At 45.0% G+C, this 22,555-nt stretch carries 21 protein-coding genes; 4 read left to right on the forward strand and 17 right to left on the reverse strand.

What is annotated here, in order from left to right; all coding sequences use genetic code 11:
• Nucleotides 1-31: 31 nt before the first annotated feature.
• From nusA to P255_RS00865, 3 genes are read left to right on the forward strand one after another with little or no spacing between them, the layout of a single operon-like run.
• A complete protein-coding gene (gene nusA, locus P255_RS00855; RefSeq protein ID WP_004899051.1) occupies nt 32-1,516 on the forward strand; it encodes a transcription termination factor NusA in 1,485 nt (494 codons plus the stop codon).
• A gap of 10 nt (nt 1,517-1,526) precedes the next feature.
• Entirely contained in the window at nt 1,527-4,220 is a 2,694-nt protein-coding gene (gene infB, locus P255_RS00860; RefSeq protein WP_004899053.1) for a translation initiation factor IF-2, read from the forward strand.
• Nucleotides 4,220-4,612 (forward strand): ribosome-binding factor A, encoded by a 393-nt coding sequence (locus P255_RS00865; protein WP_004899056.1) that lies wholly within the window; start codon nt 4,220-4,222, stop codon nt 4,610-4,612. The genes infB and P255_RS00865 overlap by 1 nt, the downstream gene beginning before the upstream one ends.
• A 289-nt stretch (nt 4,613-4,901) precedes the next feature.
• Here P255_RS00865 and P255_RS00870 read toward each other — a convergent pair whose 3' ends face one another.
• The 17 genes from P255_RS00870 to P255_RS00945 all read right to left on the reverse strand — a co-directional run bounded on the left by P255_RS00870 (nt 4,902) and on the right by P255_RS00945 (nt 21,533).
• Nucleotides 4,902-5,255, reverse strand: coding sequence for a MafI2 family immunity protein (locus P255_RS00870; protein ID WP_004899060.1), 354 nt, complete (start codon nt 5,253-5,255; stop codon nt 4,902-4,904).
• Nucleotides 5,256-5,435: 180 nt separating this feature from the next.
• The gene (locus P255_RS00875) at nt 5,436-5,843 is read right to left on the reverse strand and encodes a Na+/H+ antiporter subunit G (protein WP_004899062.1); all 408 of its coding nucleotides are present in this window, start codon (nt 5,841-5,843) and stop codon (nt 5,436-5,438) included.
• Between the two features lie 15 nt (nt 5,844-5,858).
• Nucleotides 5,859-6,134, reverse strand: coding sequence for a monovalent cation/H+ antiporter subunit F (locus tag P255_RS00880; RefSeq protein ID WP_004899065.1), 276 nt, complete (start codon nt 6,132-6,134; stop codon nt 5,859-5,861).
• Nucleotides 6,131-6,652 carry a Na+/H+ antiporter subunit E gene (locus tag P255_RS00885; protein ID WP_004899068.1) on the reverse strand — a complete coding sequence of 174 codons (522 nt, stop codon included), beginning with the start codon at nt 6,650-6,652 and terminating at the stop codon, nt 6,131-6,133. The genes P255_RS00880 and P255_RS00885 overlap by 4 nt, the downstream gene beginning before the upstream one ends.
• A gap of 2 nt (nt 6,653-6,654) precedes the next feature.
• Entirely contained in the window at nt 6,655-8,475 is a 1,821-nt protein-coding gene (locus tag P255_RS00890) for a monovalent cation/H+ antiporter subunit D (RefSeq protein ID WP_004899071.1), read from the reverse strand.
• Complete coding sequence (locus P255_RS00895) at nt 8,472-8,843, reverse strand: Na+/H+ antiporter subunit C (RefSeq protein WP_004754490.1); 372 nt, start codon at nt 8,841-8,843, stop codon at nt 8,472-8,474. Before P255_RS00895 ends, P255_RS00890 begins: the two co-directional genes overlap by 4 nt.
• 4 nt (nt 8,844-8,847) lie before the next feature.
• Entirely contained in the window at nt 8,848-11,673 is a 2,826-nt protein-coding gene (locus tag P255_RS00900) for a monovalent cation/H+ antiporter subunit A (RefSeq protein ID WP_004899073.1), read from the reverse strand.
• Nucleotides 11,674-11,989: 316 nt separating this feature from the next.
• Complete coding sequence (locus P255_RS00905; RefSeq protein WP_044450322.1) at nt 11,990-13,543, reverse strand: UvrD-helicase domain-containing protein; 1,554 nt, start codon at nt 13,541-13,543, stop codon at nt 11,990-11,992.
• Nucleotides 13,479-14,267 carry a bifunctional phosphoribosyl-AMP cyclohydrolase/phosphoribosyl-ATP diphosphatase HisIE gene (gene hisIE, locus P255_RS00910; RefSeq protein ID WP_004899076.1) on the reverse strand — a complete coding sequence of 263 codons (789 nt, stop codon included), beginning with the start codon at nt 14,265-14,267 and terminating at the stop codon, nt 13,479-13,481. Before hisIE ends, P255_RS00905 begins: the two co-directional genes overlap by 65 nt.
• A gap of 94 nt (nt 14,268-14,361) precedes the next feature.
• Entirely contained in the window at nt 14,362-15,654 is a 1,293-nt protein-coding gene (locus P255_RS00915) for an FAD-dependent oxidoreductase (protein ID WP_035365222.1), read from the reverse strand.
• Nucleotides 15,655-15,813: 159 nt separating this feature from the next.
• Nucleotides 15,814-15,966: a hypothetical protein gene (locus P255_RS15310; RefSeq protein ID WP_155756899.1), complete on the reverse strand. Its 153-nt coding sequence runs from the start codon at nt 15,964-15,966 to the stop codon at nt 15,814-15,816.
• A complete protein-coding gene (locus P255_RS00920) occupies nt 15,959-16,342 on the reverse strand; it encodes a VOC family protein (protein ID WP_004899080.1) in 384 nt (127 codons plus the stop codon). The genes P255_RS15310 and P255_RS00920 overlap by 8 nt, the downstream gene beginning before the upstream one ends.
• Before the next feature lie 59 nt (nt 16,343-16,401).
• A complete protein-coding gene (locus P255_RS00925; RefSeq protein ID WP_004899083.1) occupies nt 16,402-18,021 on the reverse strand; it encodes an ABC1 kinase family protein in 1,620 nt (539 codons plus the stop codon).
• 12 nt (nt 18,022-18,033) lie between these two features.
• Nucleotides 18,034-18,696 carry a hypothetical protein gene (locus tag P255_RS00930; RefSeq protein WP_004899086.1) on the reverse strand — a complete coding sequence of 221 codons (663 nt, stop codon included), beginning with the start codon at nt 18,694-18,696 and terminating at the stop codon, nt 18,034-18,036.
• A gap of 15 nt (nt 18,697-18,711) precedes the next feature.
• Nucleotides 18,712-19,659 (reverse strand): bifunctional demethylmenaquinone methyltransferase/2-methoxy-6-polyprenyl-1,4-benzoquinol methylase UbiE, encoded by a 948-nt coding sequence (gene ubiE / locus P255_RS00935; RefSeq protein WP_004899087.1) that lies wholly within the window; start codon nt 19,657-19,659, stop codon nt 18,712-18,714.
• A gap of 130 nt (nt 19,660-19,789) precedes the next feature.
• Nucleotides 19,790-20,494, reverse strand: coding sequence for a DUF8198 family protein (locus P255_RS00940; RefSeq protein WP_004899090.1), 705 nt, complete (start codon nt 20,492-20,494; stop codon nt 19,790-19,792).
• A 115-nt stretch (nt 20,495-20,609) separates the two neighbouring features.
• Nucleotides 20,610-21,533 carry a LysR substrate-binding domain-containing protein gene (locus tag P255_RS00945; protein ID WP_004899092.1) on the reverse strand — a complete coding sequence of 308 codons (924 nt, stop codon included), beginning with the start codon at nt 21,531-21,533 and terminating at the stop codon, nt 20,610-20,612.
• A gap of 143 nt (nt 21,534-21,676) precedes the next feature.
• On the opposite strand from P255_RS00945, the gene P255_RS00950 reads away from it, so the two are divergent.
• A complete protein-coding gene (locus P255_RS00950; RefSeq protein WP_004899100.1) occupies nt 21,677-22,540 on the forward strand; it encodes a pirin family protein in 864 nt (287 codons plus the stop codon).
• Nucleotides 22,541-22,555: the final 15 nt, after the last annotated feature.

Here is a 22,555-nt window from a genome sequence, read left to right on the forward strand (position 1 = left end):
TTATTAAGAAAATCTGAGATATAGGTGACTTATGGGTCGTGAGATTCTTACCGTTGCAGAGACGGTCAGTAATGAAAAAGGTGTAAGCCGCGAAGCCATCTTTGAAGCACTTGAACAAGCGCTTGTTGCTGCGACTAAGAAAAAATTCTACGAAGGCACAAATTCAGAAGAAGCACGTTTGCGCGTTGAAATTGACCGTAAAACAGGTGACTATCGCACTTTCCGCCAATGGGAAGTTGTAGCAGACGAAGATCATGAAATGCCTGCTTGCCAAGATGCAATTTCTGATGTTGATCCAGCGAAATGGTCAATTGGCGATATTCGTGAGCTTGAAGTTGAATCAATCGAATTTGGTCGTATTGCTGCCCAAATCGCGAAACAAGTGATTGTGCAAAAAATTCGTGAAGCTGAACGTGCGCTTATTGCTGATGCATATGCCGCTAAAGTTGGTGAGTTGATTTATGGTGAAGTGAAAAAACAAACCAAAGACGGCTTTATCATTGATTTAGGTGACAACGCAGAAGCATATTTGGCACGCGATCAAATGATTCCAAAGGAAATCTTGCGTCCAAAACAGCGTGTCAATGCGATTCTTTATGAAGTGAATCGTGAAGGTCGCGGTGCGCAGCTATTATTGTCGCGTTCACATCCTGATATGCTGATTGCTTTAATGAAAAAAGAAATTCCAGAAATTTCTGAAGAAATTATTGAAATCAAAGCAGCTGCACGTCAAGCCGGAGTCCGTGCTAAAATTGCAGTGAAAACCAACGACCATCGTATTGACCCAGTGGGTGCATGTATTGGTATGCGTGGTACGCGTATTCAGGCAGTTCAGTCAGAATTGAATGGCGAGCGTATTGATGTTGTGGTGTGGTCAGATGATCCAGCACAGTATATTGCTAGCGCATTGGAACCTGCTGATGTATCAGGCATCGTTATTGATGAAGATGCAAAAACTGCGGATATTATTTTTGCAACCAGTGACCAGTTGGCACGTGCTATCGGTTCGCAAGGTCAAAACGTACGTTTAGCGTCTGAATTGACTGGCTTTAAGCTCGATATGATGCTTGAAGATGAATACCGCGCGCGTCAGCAAAACGAAGCGCAGCAATACCTAGACATGTTTGTAACCCGTCTGGATATTGATGAAGGCCTAGCGATGGCTTTGGTTGAAATGGGCTTTACTTCACTTGAAGAAATTGCTTATGTGCCTGCAGAAACTTTCGATGAAATCGATTTGGATGAAGACACAGTTACATTGTTGCAATCACGTGCTAAAGAAGCTGCTTTGGCAGATGCTTTAAAACAGCAAGAAAATGTACAAGAGCCAAGTGAAGAATTATTAAATATGCAAGGTATGACACAAGAGATTGCCTATGCACTTGCCGGTCGTGGCATTGTGACGATTGATGATTTAGCAGATCAAGCCACCGATGATATCTCTGATATCGAAGGGTTAAATGCCGAAGCTGCAGGTCAATTGATCATGAAAGCGCGTGAATCATGGTTTAACTAGGAGGTGGTGAATGACGGACAAGTCGATTAAAGAATTGGCGCAAAGTGTAGAGCGTTCAGTTGAAAAACTTCTAGAACAAGTTCGTGATGCCGGGCTGCCACAGCGTCGTGCCGACGATATCATTACTACAGAACAGCAAGATACCCTTGTCAGCTATTTGAAGAAAGTTCATGGGCAGGACAGTGGTAATGCAGGAAAAATCACGTTGAAACGTAAAACAACCAGTACAGCAAAAGTTGCAAGTACCTCAGGTAAAGCGAAAACTATCAATGTAGAAGTACGTAAAAAACATACTTTTACCAAGCCTGATCCTGAACAGATTAAAGCTGAAGCAAAAGCGAAGCTTGAAGCTGAAACTAAAGCGCGTGCTGAAGCAAATGCACAACCACGTGCAGAAGAAACTCGTCGCCAACCTGAAAATAACGCGACAGCAACTTTAGAAGCAATGCGTGCTGCGCATAAGCAAGATAAAGTTGTGGAAAGCCCTAAAACTGCGGTTGTGGTGAAAAAGCGTGGCGGTGGTACATTGAAACCATTACCAAAACCAGCAGAAACACTCGAACAGAAAAAAGCACGTGAAGCTCAAGCTGCACAGCTGAAAGCGACCGAAGAAGCAGCACGCCGTAAAGCTGCAGAAGAAGCACAACAGCGTACACTTGAACAGATGCGTAAAATGGCATCTAAGTATTCAACTGACGAAGCAGCTACAACTATTCGTGTAATTGATGATGCTCCACTTGCCGCTGGTCTTGTTGGTCAGGCATATGAAGATTCGTTTGCTAAAGAAGACCGCGAAATTAAACGTGGTGGCAATACCAAAGATACGCGTAGCCAAAAGAAAGGTGGACGCAATCAGGAAGAACAAAACTTCCAGAAAGCACATCATAAACGCGGTTTGAAATTGAGCCAGTCAAATAAACACGGCTTTGAAAAACCAGTTAAAAAACAAGTCTATGATGTTGAAATTGGTTCAACAGTTGTAGTTGCTGACCTTGCACAGAAAATGGCTGTAAAAGTGCGCGAAGTGATTAAAACACTCATGAAAATGGGTGAATTAGTAACTCAAGACCAATCGATTGAGCAAGATACTGCTGCACTTGTTGTTGAAGAAATGGGGCATAACCCGATTCTTGTGTCGGATACTCAGGCCGAAGACAACTTACTTGAAGCGGCCGAGCAAAAACGTGGTGAACTCAGCACTCGTCCACCTGTTGTGACGATTATGGGTCACGTTGACCATGGTAAAACCTCATTGCTTGACCGTATTCGCCGTTCAAAAGTGGCTGCGGGCGAAGCAGGCGGTATTACTCAGCACATTGGTGCTTACCATGTGGAAACACAAAAAGGTATTATTACTTTCCTAGATACTCCGGGACACGCAGCGTTTACTGCAATGCGTTCACGTGGTGCGAAAGCGACTGATATCGTGGTATTGGTTGTTGCAGCAGATGATGGTGTTATGCCACAAACTGCAGAAGCGATTGACCATGCTCGTGCAGCAGGTACGCCAATTATTGTTGCGATCAACAAAATGGATAAAGAATCTGCTGATCCAGATCGCGTATTGAATGAATTGACCACCAAAGAAATCGTACCTGAACAATGGGGCGGTGACGTTCCAGTTGCATTGGTTTCAGCACATTCGGGTCAAGGTATTGATGAACTTCTTGACTTGATCCTGATTCAGGCTGAAATGCTAGAACTTCAAGCCTCTGAAGAAGGTGCTGCGCAAGGTGTTGTCATTGAAGCACGTGTTGACAAAGGTCGCGGTGCAGTGACTTCAATCTTGGTACAAAACGGTACATTGAATGTAGGTGACTTGGTTCTTGCAGGTTCATCTTATGGTCGTGTACGTGCCATGTCAGACGAAAATGGTCAGCCAATCAAATCTGCAGGTCCTTCTATTCCAGTGGAAATCTTGGGTCTTCCAGATGCGCCAATGGCAGGTGACGAAGTTCTTGTTGTTAACGATGAGAAAAAAGCACGTGAAGTGGCTGATGCGCGCGCAGACCGTGAGCGTCAAAAACGTATTGAACGTCAAAGTGCAATGCGTCTTGAAAATATCATGGCGTCTATGGGCAAGAAAGATGTACCAACTGTTAACGTGGTGCTTAAAACTGACGTTCGCGGTACATTAGAAGCCTTGAATGCAGCATTGACTGAATTGTCAATGGACGAAGTACGAGTTCGTATCATCAGCTCTGGTGTTGGTGCAATTACTGAATCAGACGTAACTTTGGCAGAATCTTCTGAAGCGGTACTGCTTGGCTTTAACGTTCGTGCTGATGCAACTGCACGTCAGAAAGCTGATCAAGACGGTATCGATATTCGTTACTACAGCGTGATCTATGAATTGATCGATGACGTAAAAGATGCCATGAGCGGTAAATTGGCACCTGAACATCGTGAAACCATCTTGGGTATCGCACAGGTTCGTGAAGTGTTCCGTTCAAGCAAGTTCGGTGCAGCTGCGGGCTGTATGGTAATGGAAGGTGTAATTCACCGTAACAAACCAATTCGTGTCTTGCGTGATGATGTCGTGGTATTCCAAGGCGAACTTGAATCTCTACGTCGTTATAAAGATGTGGTTGAAGAAGTTCGTGCTGGTATGGAATGTGGTCTTGCCGTAAAAGGTTATAAAGACATCAAACCACTCGACAAGATCGAAGTGTATGATGTTCAAATTGTGAAACGGAGTCTTTAATGGCGGGTAGTCAACGTCTGAAGCGTATGGCAGATTCAGTACAACGTGAGTTGTCTGGGCTTATCCGTCAGGAGCTGAAAGATCCACGCTTAGGTGGTTATGTGACCATCTCCGCGGTGAAAGTCAGTGCAGACATGGGTTATGCTGAAGTTTATGTCACTGTAATGGGACGTGAGCTTGGTGATGAGCAAAGTGAAGCAGCAAATAAAGAAACTTTAGACGTATTAAATAAAGCTTCTGGTTTCTTGCGTCATGAGTTGAGTCGTCGTATCAAGACACGTATTACGCCAAGATTGCGTTTCCACTATGACAAAACTAATGCTTATGGTAACTATATGTTTGGCCTGATCGCTGAGGCAGTCAAAGACTTGCCTGAGCAAGACAAAGAATAAAGAAAAAGCCACCTTCGGGTGGCTTTTTTTATGTGTATTTCTATGTGCATATTCATATGTTTTGTTTCAGCGATGATTTGTCGATTTTGTGAATGTTTGGGCATTCTTATTAATTTGATCTAATCGAAATCGTGGAGCACTGGTTAAGGAATAGGTGTAAAGTGTGACGGTACACGTAAAAGTCGTTGCTGTGTGCTGAATACTGGAACAACTTGGTATAAGTTTATGATTTATATTAAATAAAGCAACCGATTTTGTATAAGTTGTATTTTTTTAATTTTAGGAAATGTTAAAAATCATACTCATGGCGTAGATAAACCCATCCCCAATTTCCACGCTTATCTACAATAGCTTCAGAAGATGGAATTATTTCTAAAGTAAGTAAAAAATAGGTTACTTCATTATAAATATCTGCCAAAACTTCTGTATTAGCTATATTCATTTCCTCCTCTTCTTCTTCTGATAATTTGCTATCAAAAAATATTATTGTCTCAATAATTTTACTTTTATGATCATAATTAAATGTTATGCCACGCATTTTTTTGCTAGCTCGACCAAGTAAACTATAAAAAGTTGAGGCTTTTACTCGTTGAAATAGAGGAAGATTTTTTTCTCTGTTAATTTGGATCTCATCTATTAACATTTATGAATTTCCTTAAAAATATAGCTATTATTTAGCATAATTTGCGTTATGTGAAATGCGCCTTAATATATTATTATTTTTCAATTTTTTAAATTTCGACTGACTTAAAAATAGTGATTAGAAACAAAGTACTCTCTCCATCAGAAAGATAAAGAGAGTATTAACTGTGATAAAAGAAGCTTATTCATCAGGCGTTTGGTTAAAGCGTTTTTCACGCTTTTGCGCTTGACGCTGCAAACGGTAACGATCCCAAGGCAAAGGACGTTCTATCGCTTCAGGAACATCGCCACTTAAAGAACGTAGCTTTAAATGCAGTGCCGCCTGTGCCATTAAATTTGCAGATACAGGTGCAGTAATAAACGCCAGTAAGGTAATGAGCAATTCGGCAAAACCAAAATGTCCCTGAAATGCCCAGTAGATCATGGCTGCAATCAGAAAGCTGCCCAAACCGAGCGTACTGGATTTGGTCGGTGCATGTAAACGGGTAAATAAATCGGGTAGGCGAATCATGCCAATACCGCCCACCAGCATAAAAAAGCTACCGACTAGTAGGAAAAACGACACCAAGATTTCCATCAATAATTGCATGTTTGATTCTCCTGCTTAGTCGATCACATGGCCTGTTGTGAAGTAACGTGCCAAAGCAACAGTTGACACAAAACCCAGCATGGCAATCAGAAGTGCACCTTCAAATAGTTGCGTGGTTGCCCAGTACACACCCAGCACGATCACAAGACCTGTAGCATTGAGAAACAGGGTATCTAGCGCCAGCAGGCGGTCAACAATCGAAGGACCAAATACCAAACGCACCAGACATAACAACATGGAAATACAGATCATGACTAAGCAAATGCCCAATACATACGGCAAAATCATCATGGTGTTTCTCCTTGTTTAGCTTGGAAAATTTTCAGCAAAGGTGCTTCATAGCGCTGTTTGATCTGATCAATTTCGGCTTGGGGATCGCTGCAACTGAGTGCATGCACCAAAATGTCCCCACGTTCCTGATCAATCCCTGCGCTGACTGTACCAGGTGTCGTGGTAATAATCATTGCCAGTAAGGAGTTGACCTGTTCATGCTGAGAGTCGAGCGGAACACGGAACCATTTGGGTTGTAATTTGTCCGTTGAGCCAAGTACCAGTTTTGCGACTACAAAATTCGCGACAATGACATCGTAAAGCACCACAAAAAACAGTCGAATAGCTTGTTTTGAGTCGATATGGGGGGTGCTGGTAATAAAATGCTGTAGCAGTTTGGGAATCAACACGGCCAGTAGTGCTGCCATGAGTAAGTCTGAAGCATCTAAACTATGCGACAGCATGAGCCAAGATAGCCCGACCATGACTGAAACAAAAGGGTGGGGCAAGCAGCGATCAATCCAAAAGAATTTTGTCATACTTAGCGCTCCACAGACTGTAGTTTCAATTGTTCATGATCAGGCGTGTCGGGTACATCATGAAGGTTGTTCAGCTGGTCATGAATCTGTTGTTGCTTGTAAGGTGAAATATGTTCGCCATGTAGTGTATTCGGGTGAATGATGGCAGGAATCAGATGGGCGTTAGCATCGGGGTTTTCACCGCCATATTTGGTTTCGGGAATATATTCAGGATCAAAAGGTTGGGTGCTGATATATTGCCCATCTTGATCACGTTGCAAAATATGCTGTTGATACAGACTTTGTTGCTCCAGTTGCAGGCTGGCCGCACTTAAATAACGTTGTACAGGTTGTGCCGCAGCAACGTATGCTACCAATATCAACAGTAGCAGATACAGCGCTATCGCATTACCTTTTGGTGCAATTGCAGGCAGCGCCTGATAATTTCGATAAGCTTGAGTTGCTGGATTATCCTCAGGTTCGCTCGATTGCCAAAATAAAATCAACCCGACACGAATAAACGCCACAATGCTGAGTAAACTCACGACCAAGATGCCAGCAATAATCTCGAGTTGCCATGGGTGCTGCTGAACAGCATGTAAAATAAACACCTTACCCAAAAAACCGCTAAATGGCGGTAAGCCTGCCATCATCAATGCAATAATAAAAAAGCAGATCGACAGCAACTTTTCCTGTTTCATGCGCGGTGCAACTTTCAGGTGGTCTTTAAATTCACCACGCTGCGCGGTAATCCAGCCACAAAGTAAATAAAATGCTGCACCAATGATGGTGCTATGAAACAGATAATATAAACCTGCCGCCCATGCTTCTGTACGGTGTAGGCCAATCGCAATACAGATCGTACCCAGCGATGATAAAATCATAAAGCCGACAAAACGCCGTAACCGCAAAGCCCCAATCGCGCCAATCACACCATACAGTGAACTGAGCAATCCCAAAATTAACAAGATATCAAACAGGGAGTGATCATGGTCATTGAGGAAAATCACCGAGTTGACCCGCAAAATTGCATATAAGCCAACTTTGGTCATCACAGTGAAAATTGCAGCGACAGGGGTGCTGGCAACTGCATAGGTTTTAGGCAACCAAAAGCCCAAAGGCAAAACTGCTGCCTTAATCGCAAACACAGTAAATAAAAGATAACCCCCTGCTTGAGCCAGCGCTGCCTGATCGGGGGCGAGTGTTGGAAATAAACGTGCGACATCTGCCATGTTCAGGCTGCCAACACTGGCATAAATCAGCCCAAGCCCAATCAAAAATAGAGCACTGGCGAGCAGGTTAATCACCACGTAGTGAATGCCCAATTGAAAGCGCGCCTTGCCTTGCCCATGAATTAGCAAAACATACGATGCCATCAGCAGGATTTCAAAAAATACAAACAGGTTAAATAAGTCGGCAGTCAAAAATGCACCGCATAACCCCATCAATAAAAACTGGAACAGTGCATGAAAATAGCGCCCGCGTGCATCCCATCCCTGACTGGCATACGCAATAATCGGTAGGGCAAGCGTATAGGTCAGGAGCAGCATAAATGCTGAAAGTCGGTCGAGCACGAGGACAATACCAAAAGGTGCTGACCATTCGCTGAGTTGATAGACACTGATTTGCCCTGAACTTGCATGCACAAAATAGCTGATCGCAGTGATGAAACCCAAAGCAGTCGCTACAATACTGAGTCCACGTCGCCATGTCTGACGATGATCTTGCGCCAGTTGCCCTGCACCAGGATTGCCTAAAAGCAGGAGAATAAAGCCTGTAAATGCAGGAATGAGAATACTAAAAATAGGCGTATGTTGTTGCCAAAAATTAAACCATGTCATCATGATGCTTTATCCTCACTCGGGTCATCAGGTAACTCGGTAATTTCTTTGGAATCGACATGATCCGTCCCTGACTCATAGCGACTGCGTAGCGCCAATTGCACAATAAATGCAGTTGTGGCAAAACCAATCACAATTGCGGTGAGTACCAGTGCTTGAGGTAAGGGGTCTGTCACATGTGTAGTTCTGGTCAAGATTGCAGGTGCATTGACCTGAATCCGACCTGTGGCAAATAAAAATAGGTTCACGGCATAGCCAATCATGGCAAGACCCAGCACCACGGGAAAGGTACGTGCCCGTAGCAATAAATACACACCTGTTGCAACCAGTAGTCCTATTCCTGAAGCTAACAGTAATTCTAAGCTAATCATTGTCTTACTCCTTTGGGATAGGGCCTGAAATGTTGGTGTGTCTTGAGTCACCCAAGACTGAAATCATGAGCATGGTGGCACCGACAACAGTCAGGTACACACCTAAATCAAACAGTGCCGCTGACGCCAAATGCAGCTTGCCGAGGATAGGCAGATACACATAGACATGCGCACTGGTCAAAAATGGATGTGACCAGAGCCATGCCAGTACGCCTGTTATGCCTGCAATGCTTAAACCCGTGCCAATCCAGATTTCATATAATCGTCCAGATTTGGCTTTGAGCAGTTGCTCAGCATAGTCCTGACCAAGAGCAATATATTGAATAATCAATGCCATTGCCGTGATCAAGCCTGCAATAAAGCCACCTCCAGGGAGGTTGTGCCCACGCATGAAAATATACAGGCTGACCACTAATGCGATAGGCAGCACCCATGATGCAGTCGTGCGTACCAACAGAGGAGATGGATTAAAACGGTAGCTCAGCCCTTGGGTAATGGTGGTGCCGTGCGTACGCATCCCATCCATAAGCGATAATGTGCCAAGTGCAGCAATACCCAGTACAGTAATTTCACCGAAGGTATCGAAACCACGAAAATCGACCAGAATCACGTTAACAATATTTGAGCCACCGCCCAGAGGTAAGGACTGCTGCACAAAAAACCATGAAATTGAATCATGATCTCGGGTCAGAATCAGCCAGCTGATCCAGCCGACACCTCCACCTGCAACAATTGCTAAAATTGCATCGCGCCAGCGTTGGGTTTGAGTGGATTCATAGGGGGTCAGTTGAGGTAATAGTGACAGGCTCATTAACAGCAGCACGGTGGTCACGACATCGACGGTAATTTGGGTCAGTGCCAAATCTGGTGCAGACAGTGCGACAAAAACCAGAGTCACCACCAGACCGACTGCGCCACTAATCAAGACAGCCTTAATCCGTTCATGATGAAACCACAGCATCATCCAGCAGGCACTAAACAACAGTAGCCAGAGCATGATGGCAATCCATGGTGCCTGAGTGAGTAGATGCGTACCTGTACGGAGTGGTTGGCTGCACAATGGAATGAGCAGCATGACAATACTAAAACTGATGATCCAGAACAAATAATGTTGCAGCTTCCCTGTTTCAGTTTTGAGCTTGACCGCACGTCCAAGATAAACAATCTGCTGCATGAGGTATTCAAAAATCAGTTTACCTTGCAGCTTGCGCAGATAATCTTCGATATCAATATGACGGATCAGTGCTCCACGACTTAAACGTAGATAAAAGACTGAGCCACCGACCAGTGCCACCATACTCATGAGTAGGGGTAAATTGACCCCATGCCAAATCGCTAAATGTGCGCCGTGGAATTCGTTGAGTTGCAAGGATGCACGAGTCACCTGGTTGACCAGTGTTTCAGCAAAAAATGCTGGGAAGATGCCCACTAAAATACATAAACTTGCGAGCAAAATAATTGGGCTACGCATACCCAGTTTAGGTTCATGTGCATGAGGATTTGGAATCTGTTCGCCAATTTCACCATCGAAAAATACGCCATGCACTAAACGGAATGAGTAGGCAACCGCAAAAATTCCTGCCAATGTGGCAACTGCAACGCCTAAAATGAGACTAAAACCAGACAAATGCTGAACCAGTTCAGTAAAAAACATTTCTTTGGATAAAAAACCATTGGTGAATGGCACGCCTGCCATGGCAGAAGCAGTAATCATGGTCAGTGTGCCTGTGAACGGCAGTAAGTACCAGATCCCTTGCAGTTTCTTCAGGCTGCGCGTACCTGTTTCATGATCAATAATGCCGGCGATCATAAACAAGGCAGCCTTAAAGGTTGCATGGTTTAAAATATGGAAAATTGCAGCTGCAACGGCCAGAGGTGAACCCAGTCCAAGCAGACACATAATCAGCCCCAGATGGCTGATGGTTGAGTAAGCCAGCAAGCCTTTAAGGTCTTCTTTAAAAATCGCAAAAAATGCACCGAGTGCAAAGGTGGTCAGCCCGACAAGGGTGACTAAATTGTGAAACAAGCTAAAACCAACAAAAATCGGCAGTAGGCGAGCCACCAGAAAAATCCCTGCTTTGACCATGGTGGCCGAGTGTAAATAAGCGGAAACAGGCGTTGGGGCTGCCATGGCGTTGGGGAGCCAAAAGTGAAATGGAAACTGCGCACTTTTGGTAAACGCACCTAGTAAAATCAACAAGAGCGCAGGTACAAATAACGGCTGCGTTTGCAAACTCGAACCTAGTGCTAAAATCTGATCCAGTTGAAAACTACCAGCCATTTGCCCCAGCAGCATAAAGCCACCGAGCATCGCCAGTCCGCCCATGCCTGTAATGATCAGTGCCATGCGTGAGCCGCGCTGTGCAGCATCATAACGATGCCAGTACGCCACCAATAAAAATGAGGAGATACTGGTTAGTTCCCAAAACACCAGTAAAATGATCAGGTTATTGGACAGGGAGATACCGAGCATGGCTGCCATAAACAGCATCAGTAAGCCATACAGCTTACTCAGGGAGTTTTTTTCACCTAAATAATAATAGGCATAAATAAAAATGAGGGTTCCAATCCCACTAATGAGCAAACCAAACAACAAGCCTAAAGCATCGAGGCGGAAACTGAAGTTAATGCCAATTTCAGGCAACCAAGCCCACGTTTGTAATAGGGTTGCACCATGGAAAACCGAATTTGACTGACTGAGCAAAAGCCCGAAACAACTTAAGCTAATACTTATGGCGGCGAGCATGTTGAGACGGCGTGGTGCGTGTGATAAACACGAAACCAGACCTGTGCCGAAAAGCAGAGGTAACAGTATGATAATGGCTAACACACTTGAATCCCTAAGTTGTCAATTAGGTCATGACCTAAAGTTATGTTTCTTTTAAAAATCAGAGGAGCGCAAAGAGCATTCCAATATTCAATTTTTAAAAGCCGAAGTGCGCTCTACTAGGGTGTAACCGAGAGATCGACTGGGTTAGATGGATGAAATATGTGCTAAAATAAATTAAGTACAAGATTATTCTACATTTTTTGACTGCTAAAACTAGCCTTTTTCAAGGCTGTTGCGCCGTTTGTCCTGTAAATACCTATTCTGATTATAATTTTTATGTTTTATAAATTTGTTACTTACTTTGGGCCAATCGCATCTACACTGAAGTGGGCACAAGGGTCTGTGGCTTAAACGGAGTTTTCTGTTTAAGTTGTTGGATTAGATCATAAATATGATGGATGTTTAGGCTGACTTTGGCACGGGTACATGCCACATACAGTAAGCGTAATTCTTCATCACTGATTTTATGGTCATGGGCATTGAGCTTAAATTGGTAGTCATCTTCCAGATGGACCCGATCCCATTCCAGACCTTTGGCTTTATGGGCGGTAGAAATCACATAGTCAGCTTCCTGAATCGGCGTGATTTTTTCCAAAGCGCGTTTGAGTGGCGCAGTCCCATGATCATCGACCAGTTTGACGAGGGGTTTAATATCACTGCCTTCATTAGTTTCGCAGTATTCATGTACGTCATGCCATGAATTAAACCATGCCAGTTCAGGCACATCGGTGACGCGTTTGCCTTGTTTTAGAATGCTCGCGGCATCAATAAAACGGTTCAGGCGGGCATGATCGGCCTGCAAACTGACTCTCTCACCACTGACCAGACCTGCCAGAAGCAATTCCATGGCACGCGCGTTGGTACGACATAAAATCGCATCACGCTTTTTGGTATGTGGTTTGTTGAAAACTGAGGATTTACGTTCAGGATTGCCATGCAAAGGAACGGTTTCTTTTAGTCCACCCAGCAAGCTGTTGGCAACCTCGGCAATCGGTTCGCCAAAACGAAATGAGGTGGTCAGGCGTGACTCTGTCAGTGGCAGCTTTTGCATGGCATTCACCGCACCACGCCATGCATAAATCTGCTGATGCGCATCACCGACATAAATCACTTGAGTATTTTTCTGTTGCAGCAAAATACCCAGCATCAGTGGATCAGCATCTTGAGCTTCATCAAATAAAATATAATCTGCTGGAATATACGGTTCGGACAGCGCCCACAGTTTGAGATAGATATCGTGCCCAATGCCTGCCTGATGTTGTGGATTGACTGAATCGAGCCAGCGGCGCTCCAGCGCAGGGTATAAATGTTGTTGCAGGGCGGTTGCATCATCGGGATGCAGCCAGCTTGGCACCTGAATATGCCGCGGGGCAGGGTATTGCGAACTGGTAGCACAAAAGTAACCTACAGCATTGACTACGATACTGGCAAGGCGGCTTGGCATCAGTGCGTATTTTTCGTAACGACCGCCCATCAAGCGACGTAAGGTAATCGGTTCAAGCCGATATTCTTTGGCCAGAAAACTCGGACTCAGACGTGGCAGGCGCAATTTGTCGGTAATGTTGCGTGGCACACTGCGATAGGCAAGTGAGTGAAAGGTGCGGCTGTCAACATTGCGGTGAAATTTTTGCTGGGCTTCACTGGCAATGGCTTTGTTAAATGCCAGATACATGCCACGCCGTTCAGGCATGGCAGCACTGATCATTTGCAGCGTGGTGGTTTTCCCTGTACCCGCGTAGGCCACCACTTTGAACGATTCGCCACGGAGCGCATGCTCAATGGCGATCTGCTGTTCGGCAGTTGGTTTAGTGGGCTGCACGATTTGCCTTTTCAACCAGTCCTGACAAACCTTGACGGCGTGCCAGTTCATTCAGCACGATTTGTGGGTCAATATCAAAGTAACCGAGCATCACAATGCTGTGGAACCACAAGTCGGCTACTTCATAAATCAGGTCATTCTTGTTGTCTTCGCTGGCATGGCTGGCGAAATCTTTCGCGGCAATAATCGTTTCGACACTTTCTTCGCCAACTTTTTCTAAAATCTTGTTGAGACCTTTGTGATACAGCTTCGCCACATAAGAACTTTCAGGGTCGGCTGCTTTACGCTCAATCATCATTTTACCGAGATAATCGAGTACTTCGACGCTTTCTGCCTGTGCATTGGACGCGGACATGGCAAGGGTATGCGGATTGCTAGAAGCGGTATTGTGATAGATCTCGCTAGGGTCTTTTAGCTGAGCATCGACAATTTCCCAACCATTTTCAGTCAGTTTGCGATAGAAGCAAGACTCGCGACCTGTATGGCAGGCGATCCCACCATGTTGTTCGATTTGCAGCACAATCACGTCAGCATCGCAGTCAAGGCGGATTTCGTGTACGGTCTGGAAGTGCCCAGACTCTTCGCCTTTATGCCAGAGTTTTTGACGTGAACGGGAAAAATATACTGCCTGTTTTTTCTCGGCAGTTAGTGCAAGTGCTTCTCGGTTCATCCATGCCACCATCAGGATTCGTCCGGTATGATGATGCTGTGCAATCGCAGGAATGAGACCTTGTTCGTTAAATTTTACTTCATCGAGCCATTGCATATTGTTCATGGAAAATCACCAAATTTCTTGCGTGGAAAAAAGAGGCTTAAATTAAGCAGGGCTATAGTGTACGGCATCTAACCAGTTTTCCAAAACCAATATTTCAGCATTTTGCCGAACCCAGTACTGGAGCTATGGGCGATTGTGCGATCTCTGCATAGTTTAGCTGTTGCAGGGCATTGGTTTTAAAACCTGAAATGGTGATCGCCATTTGTCTGCGGAAATACGGAATTCGATACATGAGCGGGAACAATACATCACGCATTCGGCTCGCCCAGCGTAAATCTGACTGGTATAGCGGGGTCAGCAAACGGCTAAGACTCTGATAGAAAAAGGTCGAAGAACGCCGTAGCTGATGATAATGCTGCCACAGTTTTGCCCAGCCCAGTTGCTGCTGCGCATAGCTGTGTTGTACCGACTGTGACAATGCCCATGCATCAAGCAGTGCCATATTCGCGCCTTGTCCAAGTTGCGGGCTCATGGCATGGGCAGCATCGCCAATCACCCCAATGCGTCCCTGACCATATTGGGACATGACCACGTCGCGATACTGTGCCGAGAGCCATGTGGTGGATGCCGTTTGAGTCACCTGTTCCAGCCAGTCTGCGGCTTTGCCCCAGCGCTTGGAGACTTGACTGAGCCAAAGCTCACGCTGCTGTTCCTGTTTGAGAAAATGCGGAAATTGCGCACTTGGCAAACTCCAGAACACACTGGACAGGCGTTGCTCAGATGCAGTAGGAATTGCACCTGTGGGTAAGATGCCCATCATGATCTGGCTGGTATCGTAAAACTGATGCAGGATTTCACGATCAAACTGCTGACACTCAGGCACAATCGTCCATGCTGCTCCCCACGGATAAGGTTGATCAATCTTGACCCATGCCGATGGACGCAGTTGGCTACGTGCGCCGTTCGCTACAATTACCGCATCAAAAGCGGCATCAAACGGTTGTTGCTGGGCATCTTGTCCAATCAAGCGAACCTGCTCAGGGGATTCTTGTAGTTGTTGAATGTCATAACCCATAAACCACGTAATGGCATCCCGATGCTGATTGACCGCAGTTTGTAATACATGGCACAAGGTTGCGCGGTGAATGCCTAATCCCGTGTAGTGATTGCCTGCTTCGTGATAATGGCTATCCACCAATAAACGACCATCGGCAAGCTGACCTTCCAAGCCTGTGACTTTTGCCCCGAGCTGGCAGGCGTGTTCCAGTACACCCAAATGTTCAAACACAGCTAAACCCGCAGGCTGTAATAACAAACCTGCACCGACTGGCTCTAAATGTTGGGCTTTTTCAAAAATACTGACTTGAAAACCTTGTTGGGCGAGTAGGGTAGCCGTAGCAAGCCCTGCTGTGCCTGCGCCAATAATGGCAAAATGTATGGTTTTAATTGGGATCATTTATCGCTATTTTCATATTATTTTTCTGTATTTTGAACATGTTGCGGGGGATTTGTAAATCAAAACCTGCATGGGATCGCATGAATACATAAAAAAATAGCCCATTTAAGAATGAGCTATTGGAGTTTGATCAAAGACCCGTTCTGATGCTTAAGCCCATGAAGTGGCTTGCATATCAACCACAAAATGATATTTCACATCACTTTTCAGCAGGCGTGCAAATGCCATTTCAATCTCATGTCTCTGAATCAATTCAATCTCAACCGTGATGTCATGCTGAGATAAGTGCTCTGAATTATTCAATATAATTTGAAATCTCAATCAGGTTTTGATCAGGGTCGCGAATATAAACTGACATAATCGCACCCGTTGCGCCTGTACGCTGAATTGGCCCTTCTTCAATGCTTATGCCGCATTGATGTAATTCAGCAATAATATCTTCTAAGGGTGTGACTGCAATAAAACACAGATCAGCCGAGCCAGCAGTTGGTTTTTCGGCTTTGGGTTCAAATTCTTTACCGACCTGATGCAGATTGATTTTCTGCTGTCCAAAACATAAGGCTTTACGGTCACCGCGAAAAGTGACCACTTCAAAACCGAGAACGCGCTGATAAAATTCACAGCTCTGTTCAATGCTGGCAACGGTCAGAACCAAATGATCTAAATGACTGATCTGCATGTTGATTTACCTATTTTAAAACCATAAAAAAGCGGGACATGCCCGCTTTGATCATCGGCTTAACGCACAATTCGCCACAGTGCGATCAGACTAGCCACAACAATCAGTGGAATCGACACAAACCACGGGCTGATGATGGCGATGCTGAGTAAAATCGCGATCATGCTGCCAAAAATCCAGCTACGTTTTTGCTGCTGTTGCATTTGTAAACGCAAATGTTGTAATTCGCGTAACTGCTTGTCCTGCCATGCGGACTGATTTTTTAAACCATTCAAGCTGTCCACAATCAGCGTTGGAATATCCTGTGCACCCAACAGCAAGTCAGGAATTTGCTGTCCTAACTGTTTGATATTTTTCACAGGGTCCATGTTGGATTTGACCCATTCGGTCAGAATCGGTTTAGCCAGTTTCCAGATATCCAGTTCAGGGTAGAGGTCTGTACCCAAGCCTTCCACGTGTACCAAGGTTTTTAGCAACAGCATTAACTGTGGCGGAATTTCCAAGTGGAAACGACGGGCAATATCCATCACCTGAATCAGGATGCCTGCAAAATCCAGCTCATGCATCGGCTTGGAAATCATTGGGCCAACGGTGCGGCGCATTTCACGGGCCAACGCATCTTGATCGGTGCCTGGTGGAATCCAGCCTGCCTGATGCACCACCTGAATCAGCTGCATGAAATTGCCATTCATCACGGCAAGTAGCATACGGGCAACCGTCATTTGATCCTGCTTGGAGAGTTCACCCATAATGGCGCAGTCGAGCGCAATATAACGCGGCTGCTGCGGGTTGATGGTTTCCACAAACACGTTGCCAGGATGCATATCGGCATGGAAAAAGTTATCGCGAAAGACTTGGGTGAAGAAAATGGTTAAACCTTTTTCTGCCAAGTCCGCACGGTTCATACCGAGACGGTCAAAAGTTTCGGTATCTGAAATCGGTACGCCCGTAATGCGTTCCGCCACCATGACATCGGTACTATCCATATAGACATCAGGCACATACATCATGCTTGAGCCTGTAAAATAATGCCGCATACGGCGAGTATTATCCGCTTCGAGGGTCAGATCCAGTTCATTCAGAATGGTCTGGCGGTAATTCTGAATAATTTCCGATAGATGTAGCGCACGCGCGGCTTCAAGACGGTTTTCGAGGTTATGCCCAAGCCACGTCAGAATTTCAAAATCTTGCAGAATTTGCGCACGAATATTCGGACGGGTGACTTTGACTACCACCTCACGTCCATCATGCAATGCCGCAGTATGCACCTGTGCAATCGATGCCGCGGCAAGTGGTTGTTCATCAAAACGGGAAAATAGCGAGTTGATATCTGCTTTCAAGGATTGCTGAATGCGCATTTTGGCGACATCGGCTTCGAAGGGCTTGACCCGATCTTGCAGTAACACCAACTGCTGCAAGATTTCAGGTGCAATCAGGTCGCGACGGGTCGAAAGCAACTGCCCGAGTTTGATCGCTAACGGCCCCATATCTTCCAAAGCTTCTTTAAGCTTGAGCGGGTTTTTGCCCTGTCTGCTTGACCATGCCGCAGGGTGCAGGCGAATCAGTTTCAGTAAGGGGCGCGCCTTGATTGGAATGTCTTCCGCAGCAACCAACGTGTCGAGTCTATAGTGCGCAGCAATACGCCACAGTTCGATTAAACGGGAAATATGCGGAATCATTGAAGCGGTCACCTAATCTTGTTTTGGGAGAATTTTCTGCTGTAATGCCTGAACTTTGGCTTCCAGTCGGTCAATATTTTGTTGCAGGGCACGCGTGCCTTGTTGCAGTTCGTCCATTTGCCAGCGCGGTGCAAATAAACCACTGTCTTCTTTTAAGGTATCTGCGGCAAAAAACAGTTTGCTTTGCAACGAGCGTTTCACCAGTTGGGGTAAGTGCTGAATTTTACCCAGTTCATGTGCCAGCGTTGGCCCAACCCATGGCGATAAATGTGCCGCCAAGTCTGGTTCAAGGCGTTGCAAAATGTCTTGCAGGGTTTGCAACAGGCGAAAATCACCCTGTACAGGAATCGTACCGACTTCTTTATTCAGTAATAATTTCAGCAGCTCGACCACATTGGCAACCTGTAAGGTGGCATTGGCAGTGCTTGGACTATGCTGTGGATCGAAAGGACGTTGTTCAAACAGGCTTGGGGTTTCGCTGTGTCCTGTTGCCGTTGGCTCTAGACGTAAGATGTTTTCATCAAAAAAAACATCGACTGAGAGTTGTGGCGAGGCAATCACGACACGGAGGAGTTGCCCTTGGAGTTGATTGAGTTGGATGCGTGTAATCGCGTCAAGGTCAATCACACGATTGACCAGACGTTCAGCAGCACCTAATGCAAGAATTGACCACATCAGGAGCGTCCTCGATTAGAGTTTGAAACCACGGTGTACTGCAACAATACCGCCAGTCAGGTTATGGTAATCACAGTTCTGGAAGCCTGCTTTTTCCATCATGCCTTTTAAAGTACGCTGGTCTGGGTGCATACGAATCGATTCAGCCAAATACTTATAGCTCTCTGAGTCATTCGCCACCAATTTGCCCATAATTGGCAATGCGGTAAATGAATACAGGTCATAGAGTTTTGAGAATGGTTCAAACACAGGTTTAGAAAATTCTAAAATCAGTAAACGACCGCCTGGCTTCAATACACGATACATCGATTCAAGCGCCGCATCCTTATCCGTGACATTACGTAAACCAAAACTGATGGTCAATAGATCAAAGCTGTTGTCGGCAAATGGTTCTAAGGTTTCTGCATTGGCAAGCACGAAATCAACATTGGTACAGCCTGCATCGAGTAAACGGCTACGACCGACATTAAGCATGGATTCGTTAATGTCAGACAAAACTACATGACCTTGAGGGCCAACTTCGCGGCTAAATACTTTGGCAAGATCACCTGTACCGCCTGCAATATCTAGAACATGCTGACCACGGCGCACACCTGACATGTTAATCGCGAAGCGTTTCCATAAACGGTGAATCCCGAATGACATCAAGTCATTCATAATGTCGTATTTGCTGGCAACCGAGTGGAACACTTCGGCAACTTTTTGCGCTTTGTCTTCGGTACGCACTGTTTTAAAACCAAAGTGGGTAGTGTCGCCGACATTGCCTGTTTTGCCTGCACCGCGTGGCAAGTTGTAGTGAGGGACTTGCTCTGTAATAGGGGTATCTTGTGAGGCTTGGTTAAGGCTGGTTTGCTGACCTTGTGGTGTGCCTTCAGGAAGCGGCGAAGTTAAAAAAGGACTAACTTTATTAGAATTTTGTGTCGACTCATTTGGTGTATTTGGCGTTGGGTGTTCGTTCGACATGAGTCTCTCCTCATTCACCGGTATAAAAGAATTAGTGCGCATGATGACAGATTATGCAGAATTTTGCAGCGATCATCATGCTTGAATAGATGAATAATATACAGAAAAAAGTCTGCTTTGTGCGGGGCGATTATTGAAAAGGCTGTAGATCGCCTGCATGAACACGATGAATCACCTGACGTTCCTGTGCGGTAAAATCGCGAACAAAATTTTCCGCAGACTTGAGTGGCTTCATGGCTGTAAATCCTTCATCCATAAAGTCGTACATCATTTGGAAATGGTGTTTATACGCCACCGATTTACACATTTTAAAGGCGGTATGAACCACAAAAGAACGCAAATAACGGTCTAGATAATGCCCGAATTCATCCGCCATACTGAGCTGTTGCAGACGTGCCTGTGCCTGATCGAGCTTTAAATAGGTTTGGCGCATGATTTCATCATTTAACACTTGGTTATGCGGATAATTGTTCTGAATGTGTGCCGCAACTTGTTCATCAAGTTCAACTGCATAAATGGCGAGTAAAATCCCGTGCGTTCCTGCTTTAATGGCATTTTCGGGAATAAATTTTTCAGCTTTATGCGCATGTTTGAGTAAGCGTTCAATCTGTTTGGCCAAGGCATCAAAATCTGGCCCACCATATAAACGGTCGACAAAGTAAGCTGCCATGAGCCGATTATTTTTTTCGGAAAATAATGCCTGATGTGAGTGCTTTAAGCGGTTCTTTTGCCATTGTTGTACATCTTGTAGGCGTTGAAATAACACAGGATCTTGATGATATTGCAATTGTTTATAGCGTTGTAGCAACTGATCTAATGCACTGAGTTTCGACATTTTTTGAAAAATTACGCAAAAAGAAAGCTATCTTAAAGCAGAGATTGCCTTCAATTCCATGCTTTTGCACAAATTAACTGGGTCAAACTGTTACAAATGGTCTGCTTACAAAGACTTAGGCGATATAACCCGCTTCGCGCCCCACCATGTTGCGTAAGCCTTGTATCAGGCTTTCAATCAGTTTTTCAATCACTAAACGTTGTCCTTTACGTGATGCATAGACCAGTTGGACTGTGCCAATATTGGATTGCCAATCGGGCAATACCTGTATTAAATCGCCGTTTTTCAGATCTTCTTGCACACTCAGCACAGGCAAGTCGGCAATACCCAAACCATCTTTGACTGCATAATATACACCTGCCAGATCATTGCACTTTAAACGAGGGTCAAAATGAAAATTCACGGTTTCACCCGTAGTGAGGTGCTGCAAATGCCACGTATACTGGTTTTTCATCAAGCCTAAAGCCAGTGCTGGGTATTGTGCCAGCTCCTGATAATGTTGAATGGTATGGCCTTGTAACAGGCTTTGGCTTGCCACCAGACAATGCGTAGTTTTTACCACATCGCGGACAATTAAGCTGGAATCTACATTGGGGTTGAAACTGGTGCGAATTGCAATGTCGATATTGTCATGCAGTACATCGACACGGCGGCTGGTCAGTTCCAGCTCAAGTTGAATTTTGGGATATTGTTGTAAAAAAGCATTTAGAATCGGACGAATCTGAAATTGCAGCATGACATTTGGACAACTAATGCGCACCAAACCTTGAGGTTCGCTTTTTTGTTGTAATAGCACGTTTTCACTGCATTCAATCTGGTTAACGACTTTTTGACATTCTTCATAAAACTGTTGCCCAAGTGGCGTCACCTGAAAATGCCGTGTGGTGCGTTGAATCAATTTAATATTAAAGCGTTCTTCAAGTTCTAAAATTCGCCGACTGAGTTTAGATTTGGTAATTTGAGTCGCTTCACTGGCTGCACTGAATCCGCCATGTTTGACCACCAGATAAAAATAATAATAATCATCAAAAATATGCATGGTAGCCTCTTGCGTTCAGACAACCAATTGATTGTAGCGGAAGTTGTTTATTGCATATATAAGATAATCCGTCTTATTTTTATGATTTTTTGACTCTCGCTTAGAATGTAAAATTATGCTCTAAATCAGTTGAGGATTCCGACATGAAAAAAGTCATTGGGCAGTATCGGACACAGCAAAAACATTGGGTGGGCGATGGTTTTCATGTCAGCACCTTGTTTTCTTATGACCGTTTGGGGCAGGTTCTGAGTCCTTTTCTGATGCTGGATTATGCTGCGCCTGAATTTTTTAGTCCAACCACCACGCCACGCGGGGTTGGAGCACATCCGCATCGCGGTTTTGAGACAGTGACCATTGCCTATAAAGGTGAAATTTCGCATCGTGACTCGCATGGTGGAGGTGGAACTATCCAGACTGGTGATGTGCAATGGATGACCGCAGGCGCGGGTTTATTGCATGAGGAGCTACATTCGAAAGCTTTTGCCCAGCAAGGTGGTGAGCTAGAAATGGTACAGCTTTGGGTCAACTTACCTGCTAAAGACAAAATGACTCATGGGAAATATCAAGCCATTACCCAAAGTGAGATTCCTTCAATTGTACTGGATGAGGCAGGCAGTTATTTGCGGGTCATCGCGGGACAATATGCCGATGTGCAAGGCGCGGCTTCGACTTTTAGTCCTGTGAATGTCTGGGATATTCAGTTGATGGCAGGGCAGCAGCATGAATTTAACGTGCCTGTGGGGCAAACCTGTATTGTGGTCGTAAGACAAGGAACAGTTTCAATCAATCAACAGTATCAGGTTGCTGATCATAGCTTTGTCCTGTTTGACCGAGACGATGCCGAACCGATTCAGATCAGCGCTGAACAGGGTGCGGGAATTCTGATTTTAACAGGACAACCATTGAATGAGCCGATTCAAGGTTATGGGCCATTTGTCATGAATACCCAGCAAGAAATTATGCAGGCTATTCATGACTTTAACCGTGGTGATTTTGGCGAAATGTAATAACATTTGCCAACC

The sequence above is a fragment of the Acinetobacter brisouii CIP 110357 genome (genome assembly GCF_000488275.1).
In the GTDB taxonomy this organism is placed as follows: domain Bacteria; phylum Pseudomonadota; class Gammaproteobacteria; order Pseudomonadales; family Moraxellaceae; genus Acinetobacter; species Acinetobacter brisouii.